The 24,611-nt window shown below is 27.3% G+C and carries 21 protein-coding genes and 1 pseudogene; 2 read left to right on the plus strand and 20 right to left on the minus strand.

Features of this window, described 5'->3' with window-relative positions; genetic code table 4:
• Nucleotides 1-40: 40 nt before the first annotated feature.
• The 3 genes from SHELI_RS05130 to SHELI_RS05140 all read right to left on the minus strand — a co-directional run bounded on the left by SHELI_RS05130 (nucleotide 41) and on the right by SHELI_RS05140 (nucleotide 3,305).
• On the minus strand, nucleotides 41-1,003 hold the full coding sequence (locus tag SHELI_RS05130) for a lipoprotein (protein ID WP_069117292.1): 963 nt from the start codon (nucleotides 1,001-1,003) through the stop codon (nucleotides 41-43).
• Nucleotides 1,004-1,164: 161 nt separating this feature from the next.
• Entirely contained in the window at nucleotides 1,165-2,427 is a 1,263-nt protein-coding gene (locus SHELI_RS05135) for a lipoprotein (protein WP_069117294.1), read from the minus strand.
• Nucleotides 2,428-2,600: 173 nt separating this feature from the next.
• A complete protein-coding gene (locus tag SHELI_RS05140; RefSeq protein WP_069117296.1) occupies nucleotides 2,601-3,305 on the minus strand; it encodes a lipoprotein in 705 nt (234 codons plus the stop codon).
• A gap of 285 nt (nucleotides 3,306-3,590) precedes the next feature.
• Between SHELI_RS05140 and SHELI_RS05145 the strand changes: the two genes are divergently transcribed.
• The gene (locus SHELI_RS05145) at nucleotides 3,591-4,103 is read left to right on the plus strand and encodes a GNAT family N-acetyltransferase (protein ID WP_069117298.1); all 513 of its coding nucleotides are present in this window, start codon (nucleotides 3,591-3,593) and stop codon (nucleotides 4,101-4,103) included.
• A gap of 118 nt (nucleotides 4,104-4,221) precedes the next feature.
• Here the strand turns inward: SHELI_RS05145 and SHELI_RS05150 are convergent, their stop codons facing one another.
• The 13 genes from SHELI_RS05150 to SHELI_RS05210 all read right to left on the minus strand — a co-directional run bounded on the left by SHELI_RS05150 (nucleotide 4,222) and on the right by SHELI_RS05210 (nucleotide 18,977).
• Nucleotides 4,222-5,151: a lipoprotein gene (locus tag SHELI_RS05150; protein WP_069117300.1), complete on the minus strand. Its 930-nt coding sequence runs from the start codon at nucleotides 5,149-5,151 to the stop codon at nucleotides 4,222-4,224.
• A 162-nt stretch (nucleotides 5,152-5,313) separates the two neighbouring features.
• On the minus strand, nucleotides 5,314-6,258 hold the full coding sequence (locus tag SHELI_RS05155) for a lipoprotein (RefSeq protein WP_069117302.1): 945 nt from the start codon (nucleotides 6,256-6,258) through the stop codon (nucleotides 5,314-5,316).
• Nucleotides 6,259-6,436: 178 nt separating this feature from the next.
• Entirely contained in the window at nucleotides 6,437-7,375 is a 939-nt protein-coding gene (locus SHELI_RS05160; RefSeq protein WP_069117303.1) for a lipoprotein, read from the minus strand.
• Between the two features lie 158 nt (nucleotides 7,376-7,533).
• Nucleotides 7,534-8,709 (minus strand): lipoprotein, encoded by a 1,176-nt coding sequence (locus tag SHELI_RS05165; RefSeq protein ID WP_069117305.1) that lies wholly within the window; start codon nucleotides 8,707-8,709, stop codon nucleotides 7,534-7,536.
• 142 nt (nucleotides 8,710-8,851) lie between these two features.
• A complete protein-coding gene (locus SHELI_RS05170) occupies nucleotides 8,852-9,811 on the minus strand; it encodes a lipoprotein (protein WP_069117307.1) in 960 nt (319 codons plus the stop codon).
• Between the two features lie 181 nt (nucleotides 9,812-9,992).
• Nucleotides 9,993-11,216, minus strand: a complete 1,224-nt coding sequence (locus SHELI_RS05175; RefSeq protein WP_069117309.1) for a lipoprotein — start codon at nucleotides 11,214-11,216, stop codon at nucleotides 9,993-9,995.
• A gap of 391 nt (nucleotides 11,217-11,607) precedes the next feature.
• Nucleotides 11,608-11,841 (minus strand): hypothetical protein, encoded by a 234-nt coding sequence (locus SHELI_RS05180; protein ID WP_069117311.1) that lies wholly within the window; start codon nucleotides 11,839-11,841, stop codon nucleotides 11,608-11,610.
• Nucleotides 11,842-12,267: 426 nt separating this feature from the next.
• On the minus strand, nucleotides 12,268-13,461 hold the full coding sequence (locus tag SHELI_RS05185) for a hypothetical protein (RefSeq protein ID WP_069117313.1): 1,194 nt from the start codon (nucleotides 13,459-13,461) through the stop codon (nucleotides 12,268-12,270).
• Nucleotide 13,462: 1 nt separating this feature from the next.
• Nucleotides 13,463-14,899 (minus strand): hypothetical protein, encoded by a 1,437-nt coding sequence (locus SHELI_RS05190; protein ID WP_069117317.1) that lies wholly within the window; start codon nucleotides 14,897-14,899, stop codon nucleotides 13,463-13,465.
• 961 nt (nucleotides 14,900-15,860) lie between these two features.
• On the minus strand, nucleotides 15,861-16,517 hold the full coding sequence (locus SHELI_RS05195; RefSeq protein WP_069117318.1) for a ribulose-phosphate 3-epimerase: 657 nt from the start codon (nucleotides 16,515-16,517) through the stop codon (nucleotides 15,861-15,863).
• A complete protein-coding gene (locus SHELI_RS05200; protein WP_069117320.1) occupies nucleotides 16,507-16,788 on the minus strand; it encodes a hypothetical protein in 282 nt (93 codons plus the stop codon). The genes SHELI_RS05195 and SHELI_RS05200 overlap by 11 nt, the downstream gene beginning before the upstream one ends.
• A gap of 6 nt (nucleotides 16,789-16,794) precedes the next feature.
• Nucleotides 16,795-18,519, minus strand: a complete 1,725-nt coding sequence (locus SHELI_RS05205; protein WP_069117321.1) for a PTS ascorbate transporter subunit IIC — start codon at nucleotides 18,517-18,519, stop codon at nucleotides 16,795-16,797.
• A gap of 20 nt (nucleotides 18,520-18,539) precedes the next feature.
• Nucleotides 18,540-18,977 (minus strand): PTS sugar transporter subunit IIA, encoded by a 438-nt coding sequence (locus tag SHELI_RS05210; protein WP_069117323.1) that lies wholly within the window; start codon nucleotides 18,975-18,977, stop codon nucleotides 18,540-18,542.
• A 118-nt stretch (nucleotides 18,978-19,095) separates the two neighbouring features.
• Here SHELI_RS05210 and SHELI_RS05215 point away from each other — a divergent pair, with 118 nt between their 5' ends.
• Entirely contained in the window at nucleotides 19,096-19,869 is a 774-nt protein-coding gene (locus tag SHELI_RS05215) for a MurR/RpiR family transcriptional regulator (RefSeq protein WP_069117325.1), read from the plus strand.
• 121 nt (nucleotides 19,870-19,990) lie between these two features.
• Here the strand turns inward: SHELI_RS05215 and SHELI_RS05220 are convergent, their stop codons facing one another.
• From SHELI_RS05220 to SHELI_RS05235, 4 genes and pseudogenes are all read right to left on the minus strand, one after another.
• On the minus strand, nucleotides 19,991-20,956 hold the full coding sequence (locus SHELI_RS05220; RefSeq protein WP_069117327.1) for a hypothetical protein: 966 nt from the start codon (nucleotides 20,954-20,956) through the stop codon (nucleotides 19,991-19,993).
• Nucleotides 20,957-21,876: 920 nt separating this feature from the next.
• On the minus strand, nucleotides 21,877-22,788 hold the full coding sequence (locus SHELI_RS05225; protein ID WP_069117329.1) for a lipoprotein: 912 nt from the start codon (nucleotides 22,786-22,788) through the stop codon (nucleotides 21,877-21,879).
• Nucleotides 22,789-22,904: 116 nt separating this feature from the next.
• Nucleotides 22,905-23,357 (minus strand): annotated as a pseudogene (locus SHELI_RS06260) (sugar O-acetyltransferase); the annotation flags it as partial.
• Nucleotides 23,358-23,405: 48 nt separating this feature from the next.
• Nucleotides 23,406-24,449, minus strand: a complete 1,044-nt coding sequence (locus SHELI_RS05235; protein ID WP_157087598.1) for a hypothetical protein — start codon at nucleotides 24,447-24,449, stop codon at nucleotides 23,406-23,408.
• Nucleotides 24,450-24,611 lie beyond the last annotated feature (162 nt).

Consider the following 24,611-nt stretch of genomic DNA (forward strand, 5'->3'; position numbering starts at 1 on the left):
ATTGATATATTTTAGTAAAATTAAGTTTATTAACGCTATATTAACCGTTTGCTTTAACATTAACTGTTAATGTAACATTATCAGCTTTTGCGTATGAAAATGTAACTACAATACTATCTTTAGCTGCTTTAGCAGATAATGTAACTTTAAATTTTCCTGATTGATCTTGAATAGCTGATACTGCCCCAGCACTTAAATTAGCATCATTTCCATCTGCCACTTTTACAGTTGGTAATGTCCCACTAACAGAATTTGCAACACTAATTGTAACATCTTGATCTTTTTTTGCATTACCTGAGTTTAAAGTAATATCTAATTTATTTTCTGAAATACCGTCTAATGTAATAACAGGTTTTTTTGCTTCTTCAGCTTTAGCTACTGTATAAGTAACAGCAACACTTCCTGTAAATTTAGCTGAATCAGATTTTGCTGTTAATGTAGCTCCTGTAGTTGTTTGTGCAGGACTTGATGCGATTTCAACATCACTTTCAGCAAGATCGTAATTTGAATTTACCTTGTTAACAGCTGAAACTAACTCTGTTAATGTTGGTTTAGTGTCAACTGTTGCTAATTTAAATTCTCCTAATGCTTTTGTAGTCATTTTGCTTAAATCAGTTTTAGCTGCTTCAGCCGCTTTGTAAGTTAAACTAAATGTAACTGTTTTACCTTCAGTTAATTTTGTACTTCCTGTTTTTGCAGTTACTTTTAATGATCCTGCAGCTGAACTAGTTGCTGCTGTAAAGTCTTTTTCACCAATTGTAAAGTCAGTACCTTTAACTACATCTACTGATAATTTTTCTTTAATTCTAGCAATTGCTGCAGTTTCAGCTGCTGCTTGATCATTTGCTGTTGGAGCTAATTTTAAACTATCTCCTGTAATTGTTGATAAATCTTTTGTAGTAGCTGCTGCTTTATCGTCAGCTTTTTTGTTACATGCAACTGCAACACTTCCACTTGTAGCAACTAATCCTGTTGCTGCTAATAAACTTAAAAGTTTCTTCATATAATATATTTCCTCCTATTGTTGGATCTTCCAACTAATAGTATTATACTCCTTGGGTGTTATTTTGCAAGTTTTAGACTTTGCATTATATAAAAAAATTATATGAAAAAAACCTTTCATATAATTTTGTATTTATTAATTTGTCTATTATCTTTCCTAGATTATTGATCTGCTGATTTTACATTAACTGTTAAAGTAACATCTTGTGCTCCAGCATATGAAATTTTAACTTGTACTCCATCTTTTGCTTTAACTGGTGTCAATGGCAATGTGTATGGTGAATTATCACCTGTTATTTGCCCCAAAGTTAGGTTTTCACTATCTCCACCAGTAACAAGAGCTGCTGTTGGTTTTGTGCTTCCAGCTGGATTAGTAATAGTAATTGCAACATTAGTGGCTGTTTGAGAGCTCCCACTTACTAATTTAATATCAACACTATTTTTTGACAATGAAATTTCTGGTGTTGCTCCTTGAGTTGCTTGTTTTTTAACATTTACAGTTACTTCAACTGATTCTGCTCCTTCATATGCAACCGCTACTTTAATTCCACTTACATCAACTTTTCCTTTTGCTGTTAATGTTACTTGGAAATTATCTCCTTGTTCTGTAACTGCACTTGCTTCTAAAGCAGCACTATTTGCTTCAGGCACAGTTACAGTTGGTAATGTTTGTCCACTTTTATTTGCAACTTCAATTGTTAAAGTTACAGGTGTACCAACAATAACATCAACTGCACCACTAACTGCAACACTTCCATTTTTAACACTAATTACAGGTTTTGTAGTTTCTCCTGCACTTTTAGTATATGTATAAGTTACAGTAACAGCTTTTTCAAATTTAGTTGAATTTGATTTTGCTGTTAAAGTAGCTGAAGCTGTAAGTTCTTTATCACTTGGTTTTGTCATATCAACATCATCTACTGATAAGTTTAATCCTTCATTTTTAGCATTTACTTGTTTTACAACTTCACCAACTGTTGGTTTGTCACCAACTCCTGAAAATTCTCCTAATTCCTTAGTTGTTATAGTACTTAAATCTTTTTTACCTGCTGGTGCAACATATGTTAATGCAAATGTAGCTGTTTTTTTAGGTGTAAGTACTTTACTTGCGTCAGCTGCTGTTGCAACAATGCTTCCTGTTTTTGCTGATGTAGCTGCACTAAATGCACTAAATACAACATCTGTTGATTCTTTTACATCAATAGTTAATTTTAATTTTGTTTTAATTTGAGCAAGAACTGCTGTTTTTGCTGCTGCTTCAGTATTATCACTTGGTTTAACAGTTAAGTCAGCTCCTTTAATTGTTGATAAATCTGTTGATGCTGTACTTGCAGTATCAACAGCTTTTTTGTTACATGCAACTGCAACACTTCCACTTGTAGCAACTAATCCTGTAGCTGCTAATAAACTTAAAAGTTTCTTCATATAATATATTTTCCTCCTATTGTTGGATCTTCCAACTAATAGTATTATAACATTAATGTTTTATTTGCTCACTAAATTTAAATAGTGGTAGCATTTATACAAAAGATTATATTAAAAATTAAAAAATCTTGTGCTTATTCAAACACAAGATTTTTAAATAATAAATATTTTAATTAAGCATTTTTAGCTGTAACTTTTAATGTTACTGATTCAGCATTATCATATGATACAGTTACTGATACAAAATTTGTAAATTGTTCAGTAGCTTTTAATGTAAATGTATATGACTCTTGTCCAGCTTTACCTGTAACTTCTCCAATTACTAATTTTGTTTTATCAGTTTCTGAACCTAATGTAGCTTTTGGTGATTTTTCAGATACTGGGTTAGCAACTTTGATAGTTACAGTTGTTAATGTAGAATTATCGGCTTTAATATCAAGAGCACCCTCACTTAAACTTTTAGCTTCTAAAGTAATAACGGGTTTTTTTGCTTCTTCAGGTTCAGCTGCTTTTTGTTTTAATACAAATGTAACTGTTCCTTTTACTAATTTACTTGTTGAAGCGGCAGTCACTTTAATGCTTCCATCTGTTTCTTTTTCAGCTTTTTTGAATCCGTCAAAAGTTACATCAGTAGCTTTAACTACGTCAACACCTAATTCTTTTTTGATTTGTGCAATTACAGCTTCTTCAGCTTTATCTTGAGTATCATCTTCTGGAGTAATGTTTAATTTATCTCCTGATAATGTTGATAAATCTTTGATTGTAGTTGTAGTTTCTTCAGTTTTTTTGTCATCTGCTTTTTTGTTACATGCAACAGCAACTGAACTACTTGTAGCTACTAATCCTGTAGCTGCTAATAAACTTAATAGTTTTTTCATAATTGTTATTCCTCCTATTGTGCGTTGGTTTTTACCACCAACTAAAAAAATTCTATACAATTTTGTATGAAATTTAAAGACATTATATGTGTAGTATAATTTTTTTCTTAATTAGAACTCTTATTTTAAATTATATTTAAAATATTTTTATATGAAAAATAAGTTATTTAATAGTTTTATAGATTTATTATACAATTTATAAAAAATTAGAGTATTTAAACGTCCTTTGCTTATTTTTTTATTTAAAACAAGTTATAATCTTTTTAATAAAAAAGGAAAAAAATAATGAAAGTTAAATTAGTAAAACCAAACTTAAAAAACATTAAACAAATTAATAACTTAATTGATGACTTTAAAAAGTATGATGATATTAGTAATGGGATTAATGGATCTGCTAGTTTGCTATCTTTTGCATCAATTGAAGAATGAATCAACTATGTTAATGAACAAAAAGTATCTAAAAATAAAGTACCTTTTAAACAATTTCTAGTAGTTGATGAAGCAAATGTTGTAATTGGATTTACAAACTTGCGATTAGAATTAAATCAAGATTTATTAAATCATGGTGGTCACATTGGTTATTCTATAAGTCCTCAATATCGTCAAAAAGGTTATGGAACAGAAGTTTTAAAACAAGGGCTAGAAATTCTTAAAAAATATAATATTAATAAAGTGTTAGTAACTTGTGCACAAGATAATATAGCAAGTGAAAAGGTAATTTTAAAAAATAAGGGTGTTTATGAAAACACTTATAAAAAAGGTGATCAAATCACTAAAAGATTTTGAATTGAAATATAAATATATTATTTTTTATTTAATAAATTAAGATGTGAAAATTATTTAATAATAAAATTTAATTAAAAAAACTTATTCTTTAATTATTAGAATAAGTTTTTTTAATTATTTAAAATATTTTTTACTCCGCTTTTCCTTTAAGAACAAATGTTGCAGTACCTGTTAATGTTGTGTTGCTTTTTGCAGGTTCTACTGTGATTGAACTATCTTGTGATCCTGAAGGGGCCTTAAAAACTCCAAATTTAAGATCTTCTAATTTGTATGTTACACCATAAGCTTTGAATTTTAAATTAATTACACCTAAAATATAATTTTTTGTTTTACTTTCATCCATACTATTTTCATTGGTAATTTGTAATTCTTGTTCACTCAATTTAGCTAGATCAGCTTTACCTTCGGGTTTTTTTACATCAAGCAAACCAAATGTAGCTGTTTTGTCTGCAACAAGGACTTTACTTGTAGATACTGATTTAACTGTGATTTTACCATTTTTTGTCATTCCTTCTTCAGGTGCTGTAAAGTCACTAAAAGTAACGTCTGTGTTTTCAACTACTGTAACTTTAAATTTTGATTTAATTTTATTTATAACTGCTTCTTTTGCAATTTCAATACTATTACCTTGAATTTGTAAAACAACATCATTACCTTTCAATTCAGAAATATCTTTTGGTTCAAAATAATTTAAAATGAAAGTTACTTTTCCTAAAACTAATTTACTTGATTCTACAGCTGATACTATGATTTTACCGGTTTTTTCAGCACTTGTAGCTTTTGTAAAATCACTAAAAGTAATGTCTGTGTTTTCCACAACATCTATTTTAAGAACAGTTTTAATTTGAGCTAAAACTGCTGCTTTCGCTTCTGTTTCTTCATTACTTTCTGGTGATATTTTTAAATCTTGTTCTGTTATTTTTGTTAAATCTTTTTTTTCTGTATTTTTATCAGTATTGTTACTTGTATTATTTGCAGGTTCTTTTTTACATGCAACTGCAACACTTCCACTTGTAGCAACTAAACCTGTTACTGCTAATAAACTTAATAGTTTTTTCATAATTGTTATTTCCTCCTATTGTGAGTTGGTTATTTACCACCAACATAAATAATAATAACATTTTATTTTTAAAATAATTTTCTTTCTTTTTGTTATAGTTGAGATAATATTTAAAATAATTTATTATTAAATAAAAAAGACCTAATGGGTCTTTTAATTTTTTTATCCACTAAATCCAGATGTTTTAACTTTTAAAACTAAATCTTTAGCATTTTTATATGAAAAAGTAACTGATGTTTCTTCTGAGTTTTTTAATCCTGTCAATATAAAATTATATGTGTCTAAATTAACTCCCTCAGAGTTTTGTTCAACTTGTACATTACCTGATGTTGCTGAAATTGCTTTAGCTTTTTCTGTTTCAATTTTATTTGTAACTTTGATTATAATTGTTGCTTTTCCATTTCCAACTGATTGTTTAATTTCAATAGCATTTTCTTGAACATTTTCTCCACCGAATGCTAATACAGGTGCATTCACTGCTTCTTTTTTAGAATATGTCAAAGCAACTGTTCCTTCATATTTATCTCCTGCCCCTTTAATGGTTGCAGTTGTTGTAGTTTGTTCTGGACTATTTTCAATAGTAAAATCATTTATTGAAAAATCACTTGGTAAATCACTATTTTTAGCTTTTATACCTTTTAATAAGTCCTCAGCTGTTGGTTTTTCAGCACTAAAATCAATTTTATCTAGTTGCGCAACTTTAACAACTTTATTTAGTTGTGTTTTTGTTGATGCTTGCGCTTCTTTAAATGTTAATGAAAAAGTAGCACTTCCAGTAATTAATGTACTTGATTCTACAGCTGTAACTTTAATTGATCCAGCTTTTGAACTTGATTCTGCTTTTACAAAATCACTAAATGTAATATCAGTTTTTTCAACTACTGTTACACTTAATTTTGCTTTGATTTGATCGATAACTGCTGATTTAGCTGCAGCTTCATCATTTGCATTTGGTGCTAATTTTAAATTAGCTTCTCCAATTTTTGTTAAATCTTTTTTAGTAGATGTTGTTGCTTTGTCATCCGCTTTTTTATTACATGCAACCGCAACACTTCCACTTGTAGCAACTAATCCAGTTGCTGCTAATAAACTTAATAGTTTTTTCATACTATTATTCCTCCTATTGTGCGTTGGTTATTTACCACCAACTAGTAAAATTTTATCATTTACTAATATTTATTTTCAAGTGCTTTAAATAATTTTATTTGTCATAAAAAATCTTTATTTAAAAATTAAATAATAGGTTTAAAAAAACTTTTATTGTTTAAATAAAAGTTTTTTGAAACTATTTAGTTTCAGTTACTGTTCAAGTAAGTGTTACTGAACCTTTTAATAATTTACTTCCTGAATGTGAATTAACTGGTAACTCACCATTGGTTACAGCATCCAAGTCACCTGCTTGTGCTGCTTTAAATTTACCAAAGTCATAATCTGTACCTTCTTTTGCACCTGCAGCGAAACCTTCGATTGCTGATTTAGCTGCTTTTTTTGCTTCTTCCTCAGTGTTTTTTGCAGGATTTATACTTTTTGCTAAATCTTTTAAATCTTTAATTTCTGAGTCTGCATTGTTTACATTAACTGTAACATTTTTAGTTATTTCTCCATAAGTTAAAACTATTGTTGCTCCTTCATGAGCAGTTTTACCTGTAAATGAAACTGTGAAAATATTTTTATTATCTTGTGAAGCTTTAACTTCTGCTTTTACATCTTTTAAATAATCTTCACTTTCTTTAACATTTGCTTTTAATATTGTGCTATTATCCCCATTTTGAATAGTCACATCAAAAGTTTTTGTTTCATTTACTTTTACTGACTGAGTTTCTACATCTGGAATTGATGGTGAAGTTGTTTCACCAGCTTCTTTAAATGTTAATGAAAAAGTAGCACTTCCAGTAATTAATGCACTTGATTCTACAGCTGTAACTTTAATTGATCCAGCTTTTTGACTTGATTCTGCTTTTGCAAAATCACTAAATGTAATATCAGTTTTTTCAACTACTGTTACATTTAATTTTGTTTTGATTTGATCGATTACTGCTGATTTAGCTGCTGCTTCATCATTTGCATTTGGTGCCAATTTTAAATTAGCTTCTCCAATTTTTGTTAAATCTTTTTTAGCGGTTGTTGTTGCTTTGTCATCGGCTTTTTTATTACATGCAACTGCAACACTTCCACTTGTAGCAACTAGTCCTGTTGCTGCTAATAAACTTAATAGTTTTTTCATACTATTATTCCTCCTATTGTGCGTTGGTTATTTACCACCAACTAGTTCTATTATAACATTTGCAATTAATAAACAAATATTATAATTGAAAGAAAAAACTTTTAATTAGTTAAAAACTAAATAAAAGTTTTTTTATATTGTAGGTTAATTAAAGTTTATTATCCTAAAGCAGGTCATGTAAATGTAACAGTACCTGTTAATTTTGTGCTTTGATCAGCTGGATCAACTTGTATTGAACCTTTTTTACCTGATTGACCCGCTGCTTGAAAATTAGTAAATTTTAAATCTTGAGCTGTATAATTTTTATTGCTAAATTTAGCATTGATTTTGGCAAGTGCAGCTGTTTGAGCAGTTCCTTCTTGGTTATCAGAGTTTTCAATTGTTTTATCTGTCACTTTGCTTAAATCATCTTTTGTAACAGTTTCTGCAGCAGTAACTTTAACTGTTACATCTTTTGTGATTTTTCCATAAGTTAGAGTTATTTTTGCTGCATCACTAGTTGCTTTACCTTTGTATGATACTGTAAATTTGTTTTTGTTAGAACCATCAACAACTGCGCTAACTTCTTCTAAAAATGCAGTGCTATCTGATTTTACATCTGCACTCATTGATGTTTTTCCATCACCATTTTCAACTGTTACATCAAATGATTTTGTTTCTCCAATTTTAACTTCTGGTGCACTTACATCTGGAATTGATGGTGAAGTACCTGGTGCAACATAAGCTAAACTAAATGTAACTGATTTAGATTCAGTTAAAAGTTTGCTTCCTGTTTTTGCAGTTACAACCAAACTTCCTGGTTTGCTTGCTTCAGTTGCTTCTTTGTAAGTATCTGTAAAGTCTGTATCTTTAACAACATCTACTCCTAATTTTTCTTTAATTTTTGCAATTGCTGCTGTTTCAGCTGCTGCTTGTGTATTTGCTGTTGGAGTTAATTTTAAATCATTTCCTGTAATTGTTGATAAATCTTGTTTTACAAATTCTTTTACTGTATAAGTAACAGCAACACTTCCTGTAAATTTAGTTGAAGCTGCTTTTGCTTTTAAAGTTGCTCCTGTAACTGTTTGTGCAGGAGATGTAGCAATTTCAACATCACTTTCACCTAAACCGTATGATGCATTAGCTTTGTTTATAGCTGCCACCAATTCCTTAACTGATGGCATTGTTTCACCAGCACTTAATTGGATTTCTCCTAATTCTTTTTTTGCTAATGATCCTAAATCTTTTTTATCAGTAGTTGCTTTATCATCTGCTTTTTTGTTACATGCAACTGCAACACTTCCACTCGTAGCAACTAATCCTGTAGCTGCTAATAAACTTAAAAGTTTCTTCATATAATATATTTTCCTCCTATTGTTGGACTTCCAACTTATATTATTATAACACTTTAAATGTATTTATAGTTTTAATCTTTTTTTAATTAAAATAAGAAAATAAAAAAGTGCTTTCAAACACTCTTTTATTGTTTATATCATTTTATTGATAAGTTGCTGCACTTACATTAAATGTTAAGTTAGAAGTAGCACCTTCATACTTAACTGTGATAACTACTGCTTGTTCAATTTTCGCTTTTGCTGTTAATGTAAATGTTTGAGCAGCATCTGTTCCACCAATTTCTCCAAGAGTTAAACTTGCTTCTGCTGTACCTAAGTCAACAGTAATTTTTCTAGAAGTTACTGGATTTTCAACTTTAACTGTAAATGTTTTTGGTTGTTTATCAGATAAATCCACTGGATTTGATGGTGCTTCACTAAATGATAGTACTGGTGTTTTTGCAACTTCAGCTTCACTAACTTTAACTGTAACATTTTTTGTCACATCTTTATAAGTTAAAACAATTGTTGCTGAATCACTTTTTGATTTACCTTTGTATGATACTGTAAATTTGTTTTTATTACTGCTATCAGTTGCAACCTTAATATCTTCTAAGAATGTTTCTCCTGATTTAACAGCTGCAGTCATAACTGATGATCCATCACCGTTTTCAACTGTTACATCAAATGATTTTGTTTCTCCAATTTTAACTTCTTGTGCATTTACATCTGGAATTGATGGTTTAGCTGCTTCAGCTGCTTTAAATGTTAAGGCAAAAGTAGCTTTTCCTGTAACTAGTGTGCTTTTTTCAGCTGCTGTTACAACAATACTTCCTGGTTTATCACTAGATTCAGCTGCTTTAAAATCGCTAAATGCTACATCTGTTGTTTCAACAACTGTAACAGTTAATTTTGCTTTAATTTGTGAAATAACCGCTTTTTTTGCTGCTGCTTCATCATTTGCATCTGGAGCTAATTTTAAACTATCTCCTGTTATTGTTGATAAATCTTTTTTAGTAGTAGCTGTTCCTTTGTCGTCGGCTTTTTTGTTACATGCAACTGCAACACTTCCACTTGTAGCAACTAGTCCAGTTGCTGCTAATAAACTTAAAAGTTTTTTCATATAATATATTTCCTCCTATTGTTGGCTTTTTACTCCAACTTTTTATATTATACTCCTTGAGTGTTATTTTACAAGTTTTAAATTATCTATAAACCTTTTATTTAAGGGGTTATTTAAAAAAGTCTTTTATAACCATAAAATTGGTTAAAAAGACTTTTTAAATTGCTTATTATTTAAACAATTAAGCTGTAACAGTAACTGTTAATTCAAAGCTTGCAGTTCCGTATTTAAATGTAACTTTAACTTCTTTATTTTCACTTACATCTGTCGCTGTAAGTTTAACAGTGTAAACTGTTCCTTCATTAGTTGCATTACCTGCTGATAATACTTCTTTATTAGTATCACCAATAGTTGTTGTAAATGATGTTCCAGAAGCTACTTTTGAAACAGTAACTTTAACATCTGCATTTCCGCTTTTTGCTATTGATAATGCTTTTGAAGTTGTTAAGTCAACACTTCCTGATTCCACTTTTGTTATTGTTGCGTCAGTTTGTGATGCTTTTAAATTTAATGTAAATTCTACTGATTTTCCTTCAGTTAATTTTGTACTGTCTGATTTTGAAGTAAGTTTAATTTTACCTGCAGTACCACTTTGTGGTGCTGTAAAGTCTGAGCTACCAACTGTAAAGTCAGTACCTTTAACTACATCTACTCCTAATTTTTCTTTAACTTTAGCAATTGCTGCTGATTCGGCTGTTGCTTGTTGATTATCTGCAACTTCTAATTTTAAATCATTTCCTGTGATTGTTGATAAATCTTTTTTAGTAGTCGTTGCACTTTTAGTATATGTATAAGTTACAGTAACTGCTTTTTCAAATTTTGTTGAAGTTGATTTTGCTGTTAAAGTAGCTGAAGCTTTTAGATCTTTACCACTTGGTGTAGTCATATCAACATCATCTGCTGATAAGCTTAAACCTGAGTTTTTAGCATTTACTTGTTCTACAACTTCACCAACTGTTGGTGTATCACCAACTCCTGAAAATTCTCCTAATTCTTTAGTTGTTATAGTACTTAAATCTTTTTTAGCTGCTGGTGCAACATATGTTAATGCAAATGTAGCTGTTTTTTTAGGTGTAAGTACTTTACTTGCGTCAGCTGCTGTTGCAACAATGCTTCCTGCTTTTGCTGATGTAGCTGCACTAAATGCACTAAATACAACATCAGTTGAGTCTTTTACATCAGTAGTTAATTTTAATTTTAATTTAATTTGAGCAAGAACTGCTGTTTTTGCTGCTGCTTCAGTGTTATCACTTGGTTTAACAGTTAAGTCAGCTCCTTTAATTGTTGATAAATCTGTTGATGCTGTAGTTGCTTTATCATCAGCTTTCTTGTTACATGCAACTGCAACACTTCCACTTGTAGCAACTAATCCTGTAGCTGCTAATAAACTTAAAAGTTTCTTCATATAATATATTTTCCTCCTATGTTGGTTTTCCAACTAATAGTATTATAACACTTATATTTTATAATTTTAAGTTATTGAAATTAATAGCAGTATTTCTTATATTTAAAATAATTTTTAAATAAAGTGCTTTAACAAGAATCGAAGTTATAATTTTGGATTAAACACCTCAAAATAAATATTTATGCTTATATTTTGATATGAAATAATGTTTATAAAAATTCCTGAAAAGTTTAAATTTTTGTCAATATTTTAAAAAGTGCTACGATTATTGAATTGGTGATAGTTTTAAAAAATGTCTGTGTATTTATCATATTTAAAGTATTTTTGAAATTGTTATCCGTTGTAAAAAATATTAATAAAATAAAAAAGTAGTTTATTCAACTACTTTGAATTAAATTGGATTGTTTGGAAGAGCAATAAATATTATAGCCCCACCATATAAGCATTTACTGTAATTTTTAACCACTAATTCGTATTGATATGTATATCCATGATCAAAATAGGCTTTTTTACCACAAACATATTCATAATCGACATCCTTTTTGATGTTTATTGAAAATAATGTTTTAATTTTACCAAGAACTAGTCTTTGTACTGCAGTTTTTGTATTGTTTGGGGGTTCCAAGTTTAGATCTTGTGTTTCTATTTTTTATAGATTAGCAAGTACTTTGTTGTTATTAGTCAAACATGAAACTGAAATTATAGTACTTTAAAACGAAATGCATGCACTTGACAAGATGCTTAGCAATTTTTTTATAATGCTCACGCTATTTTTTACTATTTTTTTTAAAATAATTTATAAAGTGTTTTTAGTATAAATAAATATCTAATTACTAAGTTTTTAAATAATCAAAAAATATATCATGATTCTTTATAAAACCTTATCGAGATTATTCTATTATTTGATTGATAAATCGAGGTAGAATAAAAAAATCTTATTAATTAAATAGTAATTAAGGTTTTTTATAATTTTTAATCATCACAAAGTTTTTTAGCTTTTTTAATTTATTTAAACAAATAAAAAAGTAGGTTTCTAGCTACTTTTTTAATCTTACGATTTATTTTTATATAAAATATTTATTATTTTTCCTCCATACAAATATTTACTATCATCTTTTGCAACTAAGTTGTAATAATATGTTCATCTTTTATCTCAAAATAATCTTCGTACAAATACGTACTCATAATCAACATTTCTTTTTACACCTTTATACTTTCTTTCCAATCAAGCATCATATTCTGTTAACTTTTTTTCACTTGCTTCTAATGTATCTTCGTTTATTAATGAGCTTACTTCTTCGTAACCTGGCTCCGCATCAAATGGATCTGACTTTTGAGATAAATCATTATCATTATATTTTAAAATAAAAGTGGCCATTCCAGTAATCAAAAGATCACTTGTATAAATACCAATTATTACAGCATATCCGTCTGAATCTTTTGTTGCAGCTTTGAAGTTATTTTTTTCATCTCAAATGTTTAATGCAATATCAATTTGTGGCAAAACCTCTATATCTGATTTTATGTAATACTGGATAACCATAGCTGCTTCTTGCAATGCATCAAATTTAGATATTGTTTTTGGCTTTAAAATTAATTCATCACCTTTCAAATCAGAAATGTCTTTGTTTATAAAAGGTTTTGATGTTGATGAGATTACAAAATCAGTTTCTCCCATAAGAAGTTTGCTAGTTTTAAGAGCACTTACATGAAGGCTTCCATCACTAGATTCAATTGCTTCCTTATAATTACTTAACTCATAATCGTTATTTTCAATAGCTTTTGGACAATAATCCTTTATTAAATCTTTTGCCTTTTGAAAAATAGTTTCTTTATCACTTGAATTAGACTCTATTTTATTATTTTTTATATTTTCTAATGAAAGTTTATTATCTTCTGGAAAACTATACTTAACTATAAAATGGGCCATACCCTTTGCTTTTGAACTATTTCTACTTGCGGTTAAAGTAATTAATCCATCTTCATTCTTACTAGCTAATTTACATGTATCTGTAAAATCTATTTCTGGGAGTAACTCAACTGAAAATAAAGTTTTTATTGTTTCAACTGCCGCATTTTCATAACTTGTTTTATTATTAGCTAAAGGATTTAAAATCAAGTTTTCATCACTTATTGACGACAAATCTACTGTTTTTTCAGATTTATTTAAATTACATGCTTGTGTTGTAGAAATAAAACTTAAAGATAAACTTGTCATTCCCAAAACGTTAAATAATTTTTTCATACTAATTTTCACCTTCAATCTTATAAGATAATGATGAAGATCCAGATAGTATTTTGCTTTCTCTGATAGATTTTACAAAAATTTTCTTATTTTTTAAATCTATATCTTCAATAGTAAAATCTTTACCTTCAACAGCGTTAGGAGATAATTCTTTAATAGTTTGTAGCGCGTATTGTTTTATAATTGTTTCTTCATTTTTATTACCAAAAACTTTTATTTCACCATTGAACATACCAAGCAAGTCTGTTACATCTGGGTAATCTTTACTTAGTAATATCTTAAACAAAGCCGCCCCTTTAACCTTAAATAAAGCATTTGTTGGGAAATTATAAGAAGCAAATCCCATAATAAGTATTCTTCCATCTTTATCTTTTGTGGGATTCTTAAAATCTCCACCATCAGTAACAATTTGATAGTCTCTACCTTCAACTAAATCTACTCCAAATTTTTTGAGTAAAAATTCTTTTAACAACGCTTCGGTATCATCCAAACTATTTTTACTTGGTGCCAATATTAAATCATCACCTTGTAAAGAATATAAATTATATTCTTTATCAGCATTTTCATCTGGATTTTCATTATATTGAACCTCAATTGTTTTTTCGCCAGTAAAAAAGATACTATCATCTATTGCAGAAACTTTAACTGATCCTGCTTTTTCTTTGGAAGAATTTTTATATTCTGAAACCGTGTAGTCTACATCCGCTTCACAATACTCAGCTAAAGTTTTTAATTTTTTATCAACAATTGATTTAACAGATAAAAGTGTATTTGAATTTGGTAAAACTTGACTAACAGATCACTGACTCAAATCGACTTTTTTAAATTCTTTTTTTACATATGTGTAATTTACAACAACACTACCTTCATACAATGCAGAGTCACTTTTAGCAGATAATGAAGCCTTTGTAGTTGTTGGATAATCACTATCAAATTGGACGTCTTGTGTAGTAAGATAAAATCCAGAGTTTAAAGTACTGATAACTTTTATAATATCTTCTAATTTTGGTAAATCATAGTAACCTTCAATAGTTCCTAAATCCTTTTTAGAAATTGAGCTAATATCTTTTTTAGTATTATGATTTGTATTTGTTTCTACATATTTAGTGTTAAAAACAGCAATACCTTTGATTTTCTCACTTTTTTCTAAAGCCATTATTTTATAAACACCTGGTGTTTGGGAAGTTGCTGATTCAAAAGTATAAACAAAATCAACATCAGGTTTGATGTCTATTGAGAATAAAGTTTTAATTTTTTCAAGAACTAATCTTTGTGCTGCGGTTTTTGTATTGTTTGGTGGTTCCAAATTTAGATCTTGTGTTTCTATTGTTGATAGATCAGCAAGTACTTTGTTGTTATTAGTCAAACACGAAACTGAAATTGTAGTACTTGAAAAAGATATGCATGCACTTGACAAGATGCTCAGCAATTTTTTCATAATGTTCACCCTATTTTTTACTCATTCTTTTATAATAATTTGTATAATTTTAATAAAAAGTTTTAAAATAAACTAATTTTATTATAACATTTTTTTAGTGTATATGAAAAGTTATTAAAAAAACTAAAAAAACTAGTCATATACTCTAGTTCATTAAGTTTTTTGATTTATTTATTTAAAGTTAAATAATCTTTGACTTTACAAAGTAATTTATTATGTTTTGATAGATAAATTAAAAAAAAGTAAATTGATAATATAATGGGGGGTGTTATAAACACTGATTAGAATAGTGGTGCCAATACATTTTTAAAAGCTATTATATTGTCGATATAATCAACAATTGCAAACATTTCTCTGCCACAATTAAATGAATTGGTATAAGCAATTTAATAAATTCAATTAAAGTATCTCATTGGATTGATATAACTATTGCTTGGTAATAATCATTTTGTACATAATAGTAATCCAAGAAGTAATTTCCAGCAAATAAAGCAAAGGCTATGAAAAATAAAATTACAGCTTGAATTAAGTAAATATTTTTTATAAAACCAGATAATAATTTAATGCTACTTCTATTTGCTTAAAAATCTTTTTATACAACTTTAATTTAAAATAATGGTTAACAAACTATCTACAATTTATAAAATTTTTAGATAATATTTGCATTTTTTATTTCTTTTGATGAAAAGATTCTATAATAAATTTTTAAAAATCATTTTAAACACTAAAAGTTTTTTTTATTATTTTTATTTCTCCTGTTGTTATTTCTAACTTGTATATCATATCTTTTATAATTATTTTTTAAAAAAGCTCATTTTTTCATAAATTTTTAATTAAACAAATTTTAAAATAACTTATTATATATAATAAAAAGTATACTGTAATTTAAAAGTAAAATATCCTTATCTATAAAATATGTTAGTACATATTTTATAGATAAGGATATGGAAATAGATTTTTGTTAATAATTAACTTTCATATAAAAGTTGCTTACTCTATTTTTATAATCTTGCTCACCGAATAATCATGAACCAACAACAATTAAATCAACTTGATTTTCTGCTAGTTTATATATATTGTTTTCTCGAACTCCCCCATCAATTTGAATTAAGAAGTTTTTTTCTATTTTTAAATTTGCTAATCTTTCAATTGTTGTTCAAGCTTTTTGTTCAAATGATGATCCTGCAAAACCTGGTCTAATACTCATAACAGTTACTAGGTCAACTATTTCTAAGTATTTTTCATAATCATCAAATTTATCATCTAAATCTATTGCTAGACCAACTTTCAGTCCATTCACTTTTAAATTATTATAGATTTCTTCTAAACTTGATTTTTGTTTTGAAGAAAAGTGTATTGTTACATAGTCTCCATCTTTTAAAATATCTTGTATATTTTCAATGTCATTAACCATGCAATGAAGATCAATTATAATCTTTGGAAATTTTTCTTTAATTTTAGAAACCATTTGTGGGGCTAAACCAAGATTTTTGACATACTTACCATCCATCAAATCAAAGTGAATTCAATCAATGCCAGCTTCTTGTAAATCATAAAGCTCTTTTTCGAAATTTAGTAAATCACAAGTCATTACTGATGGTGTTATTTTACATTGCATTTTCTTTAAAAAACTCGCTTAATTTTTCTTCAATTTCTTCTTTGTCCAATAAATTGTTCAAAACAATTTTATTTTCAAAGTCAATTGAATCTGCTAAATCTATTCCACAAATTACTGCATCAATAGATGGATCGCCATTATTAAATGAATTTAAGTTAGTATGTTCTACTTCAATATCGTCTCTTCCCATTGATATTAATATGTCTCTTATAGACATTTCAATAATTAAGCTACTACCTAATCCTTGACCGCAAACTGCTACAAATTTCATACTACCTTATTCCTTTCTATACTCCAGTAATTGACTATCGTATTTTTTACTTATTTCTCTTACTTGTTTGTTATATTCTTTAGTTGCATTATCGATTTTAACTCTTACTTCATCTTTTTCGGTTTTTGCTGATTTTTGTTTTAATTCATCATTTAGTTCTTTTATTTGTTTGCTATGATTAATTCTTGCTTCTTTTAATTCAGTAGCTTTATCTGTATATACTTTTTTGTTGTTTTCATATACATTTTTGTAATTTTGGTTTTTTAATCTCGCAATATGCATAATTGCGCTTATTCCAGGGAACATTGCTCATGCTGCTAATGTAATTCCTAATAATGCTCATTTACCCGCATATTTTGTTATTAATGCCGGAATAACTCCAACAATAAAATCAGCATCACCTCATGTGATGTATGTTCTTGATCCTCCAGAACTAAATGCTGGTGTTAATCCTGAAACAATAAATAGATATGGTACCAGAGATATTATAAGACCATTTATAAATGCTCCAACTCAGCAACCAATAATTCCACCTTTTGCATTTCCAAATACACCACTTGTTGCTCCGGTAAAGAAATGAGGAACAACACTTGGTATTACTATTGCTGCTCAAACTGATTCAGCTCCAACACTATTTGATATACCAATGTTAATTGCAAATGCTATAAATCCCCCAATAGTTGATGCTATAAATCCCATAATTACAGCGTTTGGTGCAAATGGAAATACTATTGGACAATCAATACCAGGTTTTGAACCTCTAACAACTTTTTCAGCAAAACCTTTAAATGCAGGAACTAGTTCAGCAATAAACATTCTAACCCCAATTAATAAAACCTCTACTCCAGCTGCGAATGTGAAAGCTTGTATTATTCCTTGTGCAATTGGTGAATCATTTTGTCCTAAAATTCCAGCCGCCACCATTGCTTCAAATCCTTTTACTCCTCATGCAGTATAGTAAACTATACTAAATAGAATAAACATAGTTAATGCTATAGAAACGTTTGTATTTCTTAAAAATGCTAATCCTTTTGGGAAGTTTATTTCTTCTGTTGATTTAACATTTCCTTTTTTCATTTTATAAATCAATTCTCCAATATATCCACTTAATGCATATGTAATTGATCCTGTATGTGCAACAGCTAAGCTGTTACCTTTTGTTATTATTTTTGAATGTCTGTTTAATAATGCTGGTGACAATACCATTCACATTGAAACTAATAATGATCCGGTTAAAACTATTAATCAAACATCTTGCGTATCTTTAATACCTCCAAGGTATAGAACACTTGCTATCATTGTTGAAAAGTATCAAGCACTGTGTCCTGTTAGATAAATATATTTTAAGTTTGATAATTTAGCAATCAGAACATTCAATAATAAAGCAAATACCAATATTAGTGAACCTGCTGTTGCAATTTGTGCTAATCCTTCTTGAGCAAGGTGTAGTCCTGGCATAACATCGTTGTTTGCCAATCATCCTTCTCTACCAAATAATAAGTTAAATGCAGACCCAAATTTTCCAATTGATCCAGCAATAATTCCTGCTCCTCCACCAATTATCAAGAAACCGATAACTGTTTTAAAAACTGAGGTCAGAATTTCTGTAAATTTCTTACGTTGTACTAAACAACCAATCAGAGCAAATAAACCAATTATTAAGGCTGGTGTACCAAAAAAACCATTAATAAAATTTAAACCCTGTTCTTTGAACGTAGTTAATAAATTCATTCTCTCATCCCTTTCTTTATTTATTTAAAATATTGTTTACTAATTGATAAGTAGTTTTCGTAGTCTTTTACACCATCTAATTCTTTGACAAATTGTTTATTAGACATTTCTTTTGCGAAATTAGATAGTATTTCTATATGATCTTGTGAATTGATAGCTGTTAGAAAAAAACAATGTTTAACTTTGTGTCTTTCATCACTTGAAAAGTTTATTTCTTTACCTAAATTTATAAATAACAAGTTTGTTTTTAAATTTTCTCCACCAGGTGCTATATGAACAAGAGCAATTTCTTTTGAAATAATAAAATAGAATCCTAGTTTATCAATTTCTTTTAATAGAGCTTCATGATATTTATTTGTGACAATGTTTTTTTCTTTTAAATAGCTTGTACCTATTTTTAAAAGTTCTTTTCAATCCTTTACCTCAGGAACATATAAAAAGTTTTCTTTTTCAACCATTCTCAATCCTCCTTCTACTTAACTTAAATTTATTATAAAATATGGAAAAAAACTTTGTATTTTTTTCTAAAAATAGAAAATTATTATAGTACTATTATAAAAAGTGAGGATTTATAGGGTGTTTATCGATGAGTATTACATTAATTTAACTAATTTAGAAAAAGAAGTTTTAAATTTAATTTACAAAAATATGGAAGAATTTGTTGGTTTAACTATTCAAGATTTTTCAAAAAAACTGTATACAACTAGCTCTACAATAACAAAGCTAATTCAAAAAATAGGGTTTACATCTTATAAAAGTTTTCAAAAGTCTTTGGAGATGGAAATAAAAGAAAGAACTATAAATGCAAAAACCTTTAAAGAATCACAAAAAGACTTAACATTTCTATTAAGTATGATATCTCAAAACATAAATGCTTACAGTGAAGCACATTTTAATAAGATATCTGAAATGATCATAAATTCACCTAAAATAATTATGGTTGGTTTTGGGAATAGTTTCATAGCTGCAAATGAACTTTTTCAATCTCTTTCTAGACTTGGTTTTAATTGTTTTTGCACAAATGACATATTTGGTAATATAACATTGTTTGAAAATATAAGTCCTGATAGCACAATTGTTTTTTATTCTCATCAATTTAAATCGAGAACTATATTTAGAGCATTTGAAATGTTAAGCTCATTTGGTTTTAAGACTATTTTAATATCTTCAAACAATCAAGTTGAAGATAAATATAAATTTAGTGCAAAAATAATTTATGAAAGTTATGATTCTAAAAACATTAGCTTTAATACTAAATTAAATCAAATAACAATAAATTATTTATTAAAATACTGCATCAAAAATAAAATATCAGAGGTTAAAAAAGATAAACCAAGTATTTTAATATAACTTTATTTATTAATTAGTAAAGAAAGTTTTTAAATAGTAATGATTTGTTTCAATTAAGTTTTTTTTCTAAATAAGTGTAATAATCATTATTTTTTAAAAAATTATCTATTTCACTATAAAGTTACTTAATTTTATCCTCTTGGCTTATTATATACATATGTCTATACTTATTTTCGTTTGTTAATGCTCAATTTTTTATTAAATCCATATGAATTCTATTTAGAAAATTAATGTACTCATAATTATCACTTATTTTAACTTTTGACTTAAAAGGCATATTGCAGAAAAAAATATTATTATATAATTTATTTTCACTTTTTGGTACTTGAAATAAAACCCTATCATTTTCAGCATCTCATACTATTTCTTTACCTTTTTTTACAAATAAAAGCATAAACTCAGAAATATAAGGCAAAATAAACACTCCTTCATCTAAAAAAATTAAAGAAGGGTTTAACAATAACTGTGTTTGAAAATTTATAAAATAGATTTCATAATCACTTGGGTCTATAGCGTTTGTTGGTTTTAAAGCAGCATTTTGATTCAAAAAATCTTTTAGATACTTTAGTTTTTTATCAACTTTTATTTCATTAGTTAATTTTTTTTGATTTTCTGATAAAAAATTACTAATAAAATCGTGTTTGTTTGAATAGTAATTATATTCTCTAGTTAGAGTCATATTTATAAAATCAAAGATTTTTTGTCTATTGTCATTTAAAAAAACTTCTAAACTTTTAGTTAATTTATAATTGTATTTTTTTAAATTATAAGAATTATTTTTAAAATTAGGTAAAATTTTAAGAAGTTTATCACAAAAATTAATAAACTTACTTTCAATTTGTGATCACACCAGTTCTAAATTTTCATTAAACTTGGTTTTTTTTATATTCAAGTAAAAGTTATTGTCTGAGTTTAGCAAATTAGTTATTTTTTCTTCATTATTAATTCTATACTTACTAATAATTTCTAATTCATTGTCAATATTGACTTTCAATATAAATAAAGAATTGTTGAATTTATTCCTCAAGTAATTTAAATACCTTTTTAGCAATCCTTTAGGATAAGTATGGGATTTCATATTAGGCATACACATCTTCCTTTATTTACAACTCATAATAACATATTAAATTTATAATATCATATTTATATAATACGAGCTTTTTTGTAAAATATTTATCACTTCAGTATTCAATAACATGTTTCTTAAATAAAAAAATTATAGGTAAATTTTTTAAATATAATTTTTCGAGTATACAAAATGTTTTTTATAAGAATGTTTAAAAATAATTTAAAACATTCTTTTTATTTTATATTAGGTTTAAATAAACATTAGCTCATGGCCTTTATGTTTTGTCAATATTTTTTCATAATTATAAAATTTTATTTAATTAGCAGTTTATTTTTTTAAATCCCTAGAGTTATTTTGTTTTAGTTTTTGCTTTCATTCTTCTTTTCACAATGGAAAGAAAGTTGTGCACATTACATTGTCTATAGAATACATGTTTAGATAATGTAATGATTATATTATTTCTTTTGCATATCTTTTTGCAAATATAAAGATGTACTGATTTTTATTGTCAGAATGTATTATGAGCTTTTCAAATAGATTTTTTTTATGAAAGAAATAATTTTGACCATTTTTCTACATAGTTCAAAATCATTTTTAGTAATAATTTATGACTGATAATAAAACCAATGTTAGCATCTTCAACAATACTAAATAATTAACTTTTTTGTTAAAAGGTATGTAATAGATAATTATTTTTAAGAAATATGCTCATTGAAATGTTTATTTACAAGCTAATTTTTAGTATTTAAGTTTAAAATTGTTGATTGTTTTCTTTCTGAATCAACATGTAAAAACTTTTTCATTTATAATTTTATGTTTTATTTAAAATAATGTGTAATTAGAAAATTATATTTAATTTTTAAATATTACATTTTTTATTTTTAAAAATAAAAAAAGTTTTCTAAACTTTAAAAACTTAGAAAACTTTTAAAATAATACTAAGATGCATCACTTGAGCTAGATGCTGCTTTTTTAGTATAAGTATATGTAACTGTAACACTTCCACTAAATTTTGATGAACTTTGTTTTGCTGTTAAAGTAGCTGATTTTGTTAGATCTGAACCACTTGGTGCAGCCATATCAACATCACCTTCTGTCAATCCTAAACCTTGATTTTTAGCATTTACTTGATCTACTACTTCTTTAACGGTTGGTTTATCGGCAGCTCCTTGTCATGCATCCAAATTTTTTGTAGTAACTGCAGTACTTAAATCTTTTTTAGATGCTGGTGCTTCTGCTTTACTATAAGTTAGTGAAACACTTCCTTGATATGTATTACCTTGACCTGTAATTTTTGCAGCTGTTGCAGAAATTGCTGGTTCAGACTCAATTTTAAAATCTTTTGTAGTTAATTTTGATGCATCAGAATTTTTAGCTTTAATTCCCGCCAACAACTCTTCAGCTGTTGGTACACTTCCTGAAAAAGTGATTGGGCCTAGTTCAGTTGTTTTAATAACTGAACTTAATTCATGTTTTTCTTCAGGTTTTTCTGCAGATGCAACATATTTTAATGTAAATGTAACTGTTCCAGTAAGTAATTTACTATCTTTTACTGCTGCAACAACTATTGATCCTGCTTTATCACTTGCAGTAGCTGCTGTAAATGTTCCAAATGTATAATCTACAGCTAATTTCGCTTTAGCTTGATAAGCTTTAAGAGCTGTTGTTGCAGCCGTTTTTGCTGATGCTTCATCGTTAGCGCTTGGTGATAAATCCTTAGCAGTTATTGATGCTAAATCCTTAGATGGGATTGATTCTGCTTCTGCTTCTTTTTTGTTACATGCAACTGCAACACTTCCGCTTGTAGCAACTAATCCAGTTGCTGCTAATAAACTTAATAGTTTTTTCATATAATATAACTTCCTCCTATTGTTGGTTACCCAACCCTTTAATTATACCAATATAAAGATGTATATCAAGTTTAAACCTTTAAATACTATGTTTTTAACAATTTACTTTATTTTTATAACTTTTTAATTACTTTTGCAGGGTTACCACCAATAACTACATTACTTCCAAAGCTTTTTGTCACAACAGAACCAGCTCCTACAACAACATTATCACCAATAGTTACCCCCGGAAGAATTATAGAACCTCCCCCAATTCATACATTATTGCCGATGACAACTTTTTTACCATACTCTTTTCCTTCTATTCTTGGTTGAAATTCTGTTGGGTGTGTTGCTGTATATATTTGAACATTGGGACCCAGCATACAATTTTCACCAAAAATAATGGGATAAACATCTAATAAAGTAGCATTAAAGTTAGCATAAAAATTATCACCTAAAAAAATATTGTACCCATAATCAAAATAAATATTTGGCTCAATGTAAAAATTGCTATTGGTTTTACCAAAAAGTTCTTTTATTAATAAACTTCGTTTTTTATTATCAACTTCACTATTAATAGCTCTCAAGAATAACGGAAGTTAAGTAGACCATTTGCAAATATAATAAATGGTCTTTTATATATTAAAATTATATTTTATTTGTTGTAAATTATTGTAAATATTTGAGAACTTCTTAAAATAATAATAAAAATTCTCCTTATTTTCAAATTTATTACCAAAAGTTTTATAAAATTTTTGTTTAATTCATCCATTTAGACTTTCGGTTGGTGCATTATGTTTAAAGCCTTTTTTAGACATAGAATGAACTATAAAATCATTTTCATTTACATAGTTAAAAATAAGCTCATTAGCAAAGGCAGAACCTCTATCAGATTGTATTATCTTTTGATTTGCTTTTTCAATGGCATAGTTATTTGTTTCTTTAAAAACAGATAATGCACTATTTGAATTTTCACTTTTATCAAAACTATAACTAACTATAGTTCTTTTTTCTCAATCATATGATATTAAACAATTAATTTTACTTCTGTTTTTTCCATTATTTAAAAATATCTTAAAGTTTGTTCCATCCATACCAATTATATTTGGTCGACTATAATTCATTTCCACCAAGTCTTCTCTAACATAGATATTATGTTTTTTTGATTCTGATTTCTTAACACTACGTTTCTTTCTACTTGGATTATTTAATATTCATGGATGATCTACTCTAATTTTTCTAATCATTTTTTCAGATACTTTTACGCCTTTATTTACATAAATTCACTTACTTATTAAATTTGCGCCGCTTGCTAAACTATTATTTTTTAGATTATAGTCTATTATTAGTTTTTTGGCTATTGTATATTTAGGACTATTAAAATTTGGTAAATCATTAAAATATAGACCATTTTTAAATATAATTATTGGGTTCTCTAAATTATTTTTTAGTTTAAACTTAGAAAATGTATTTTTATGAATTTTAAAATAACTAATTAATCTATTAGTCCCCATACCATGCTTAGCAATAAAATAATATATTTGACAGCATGCATAATGTTTATAAGCTTTTGTTGCCATTATCATTATCTTGTCCTTCTTGCTCATCTTCAACATGTTCAACATTATAGTTGCTGTGCAAGAAGGTATGGACTTTTCCAAAATTTCTTTACTTGCCATTGCTAATATCTTTTCTTCTTTTTCGAACTTTAATTATTTTTCTAAAAGTCTAATTTTTTCTTTTAAAACTTTATTTTCTTTTTCTTTTGTTTTTAAATCCTTAGATACAAATTCTTTTTTTAATTTTTTACTCATTATTTCAACTTCTTTGCATGTTTTAAT

The sequence above is a fragment of the Spiroplasma helicoides genome (genome assembly GCF_001715535.1).
Classification (GTDB): domain Bacteria; phylum Bacillota_I; class Bacilli_A; order Mycoplasmatales; family Mycoplasmataceae; genus Spiroplasma_A; species Spiroplasma_A helicoides.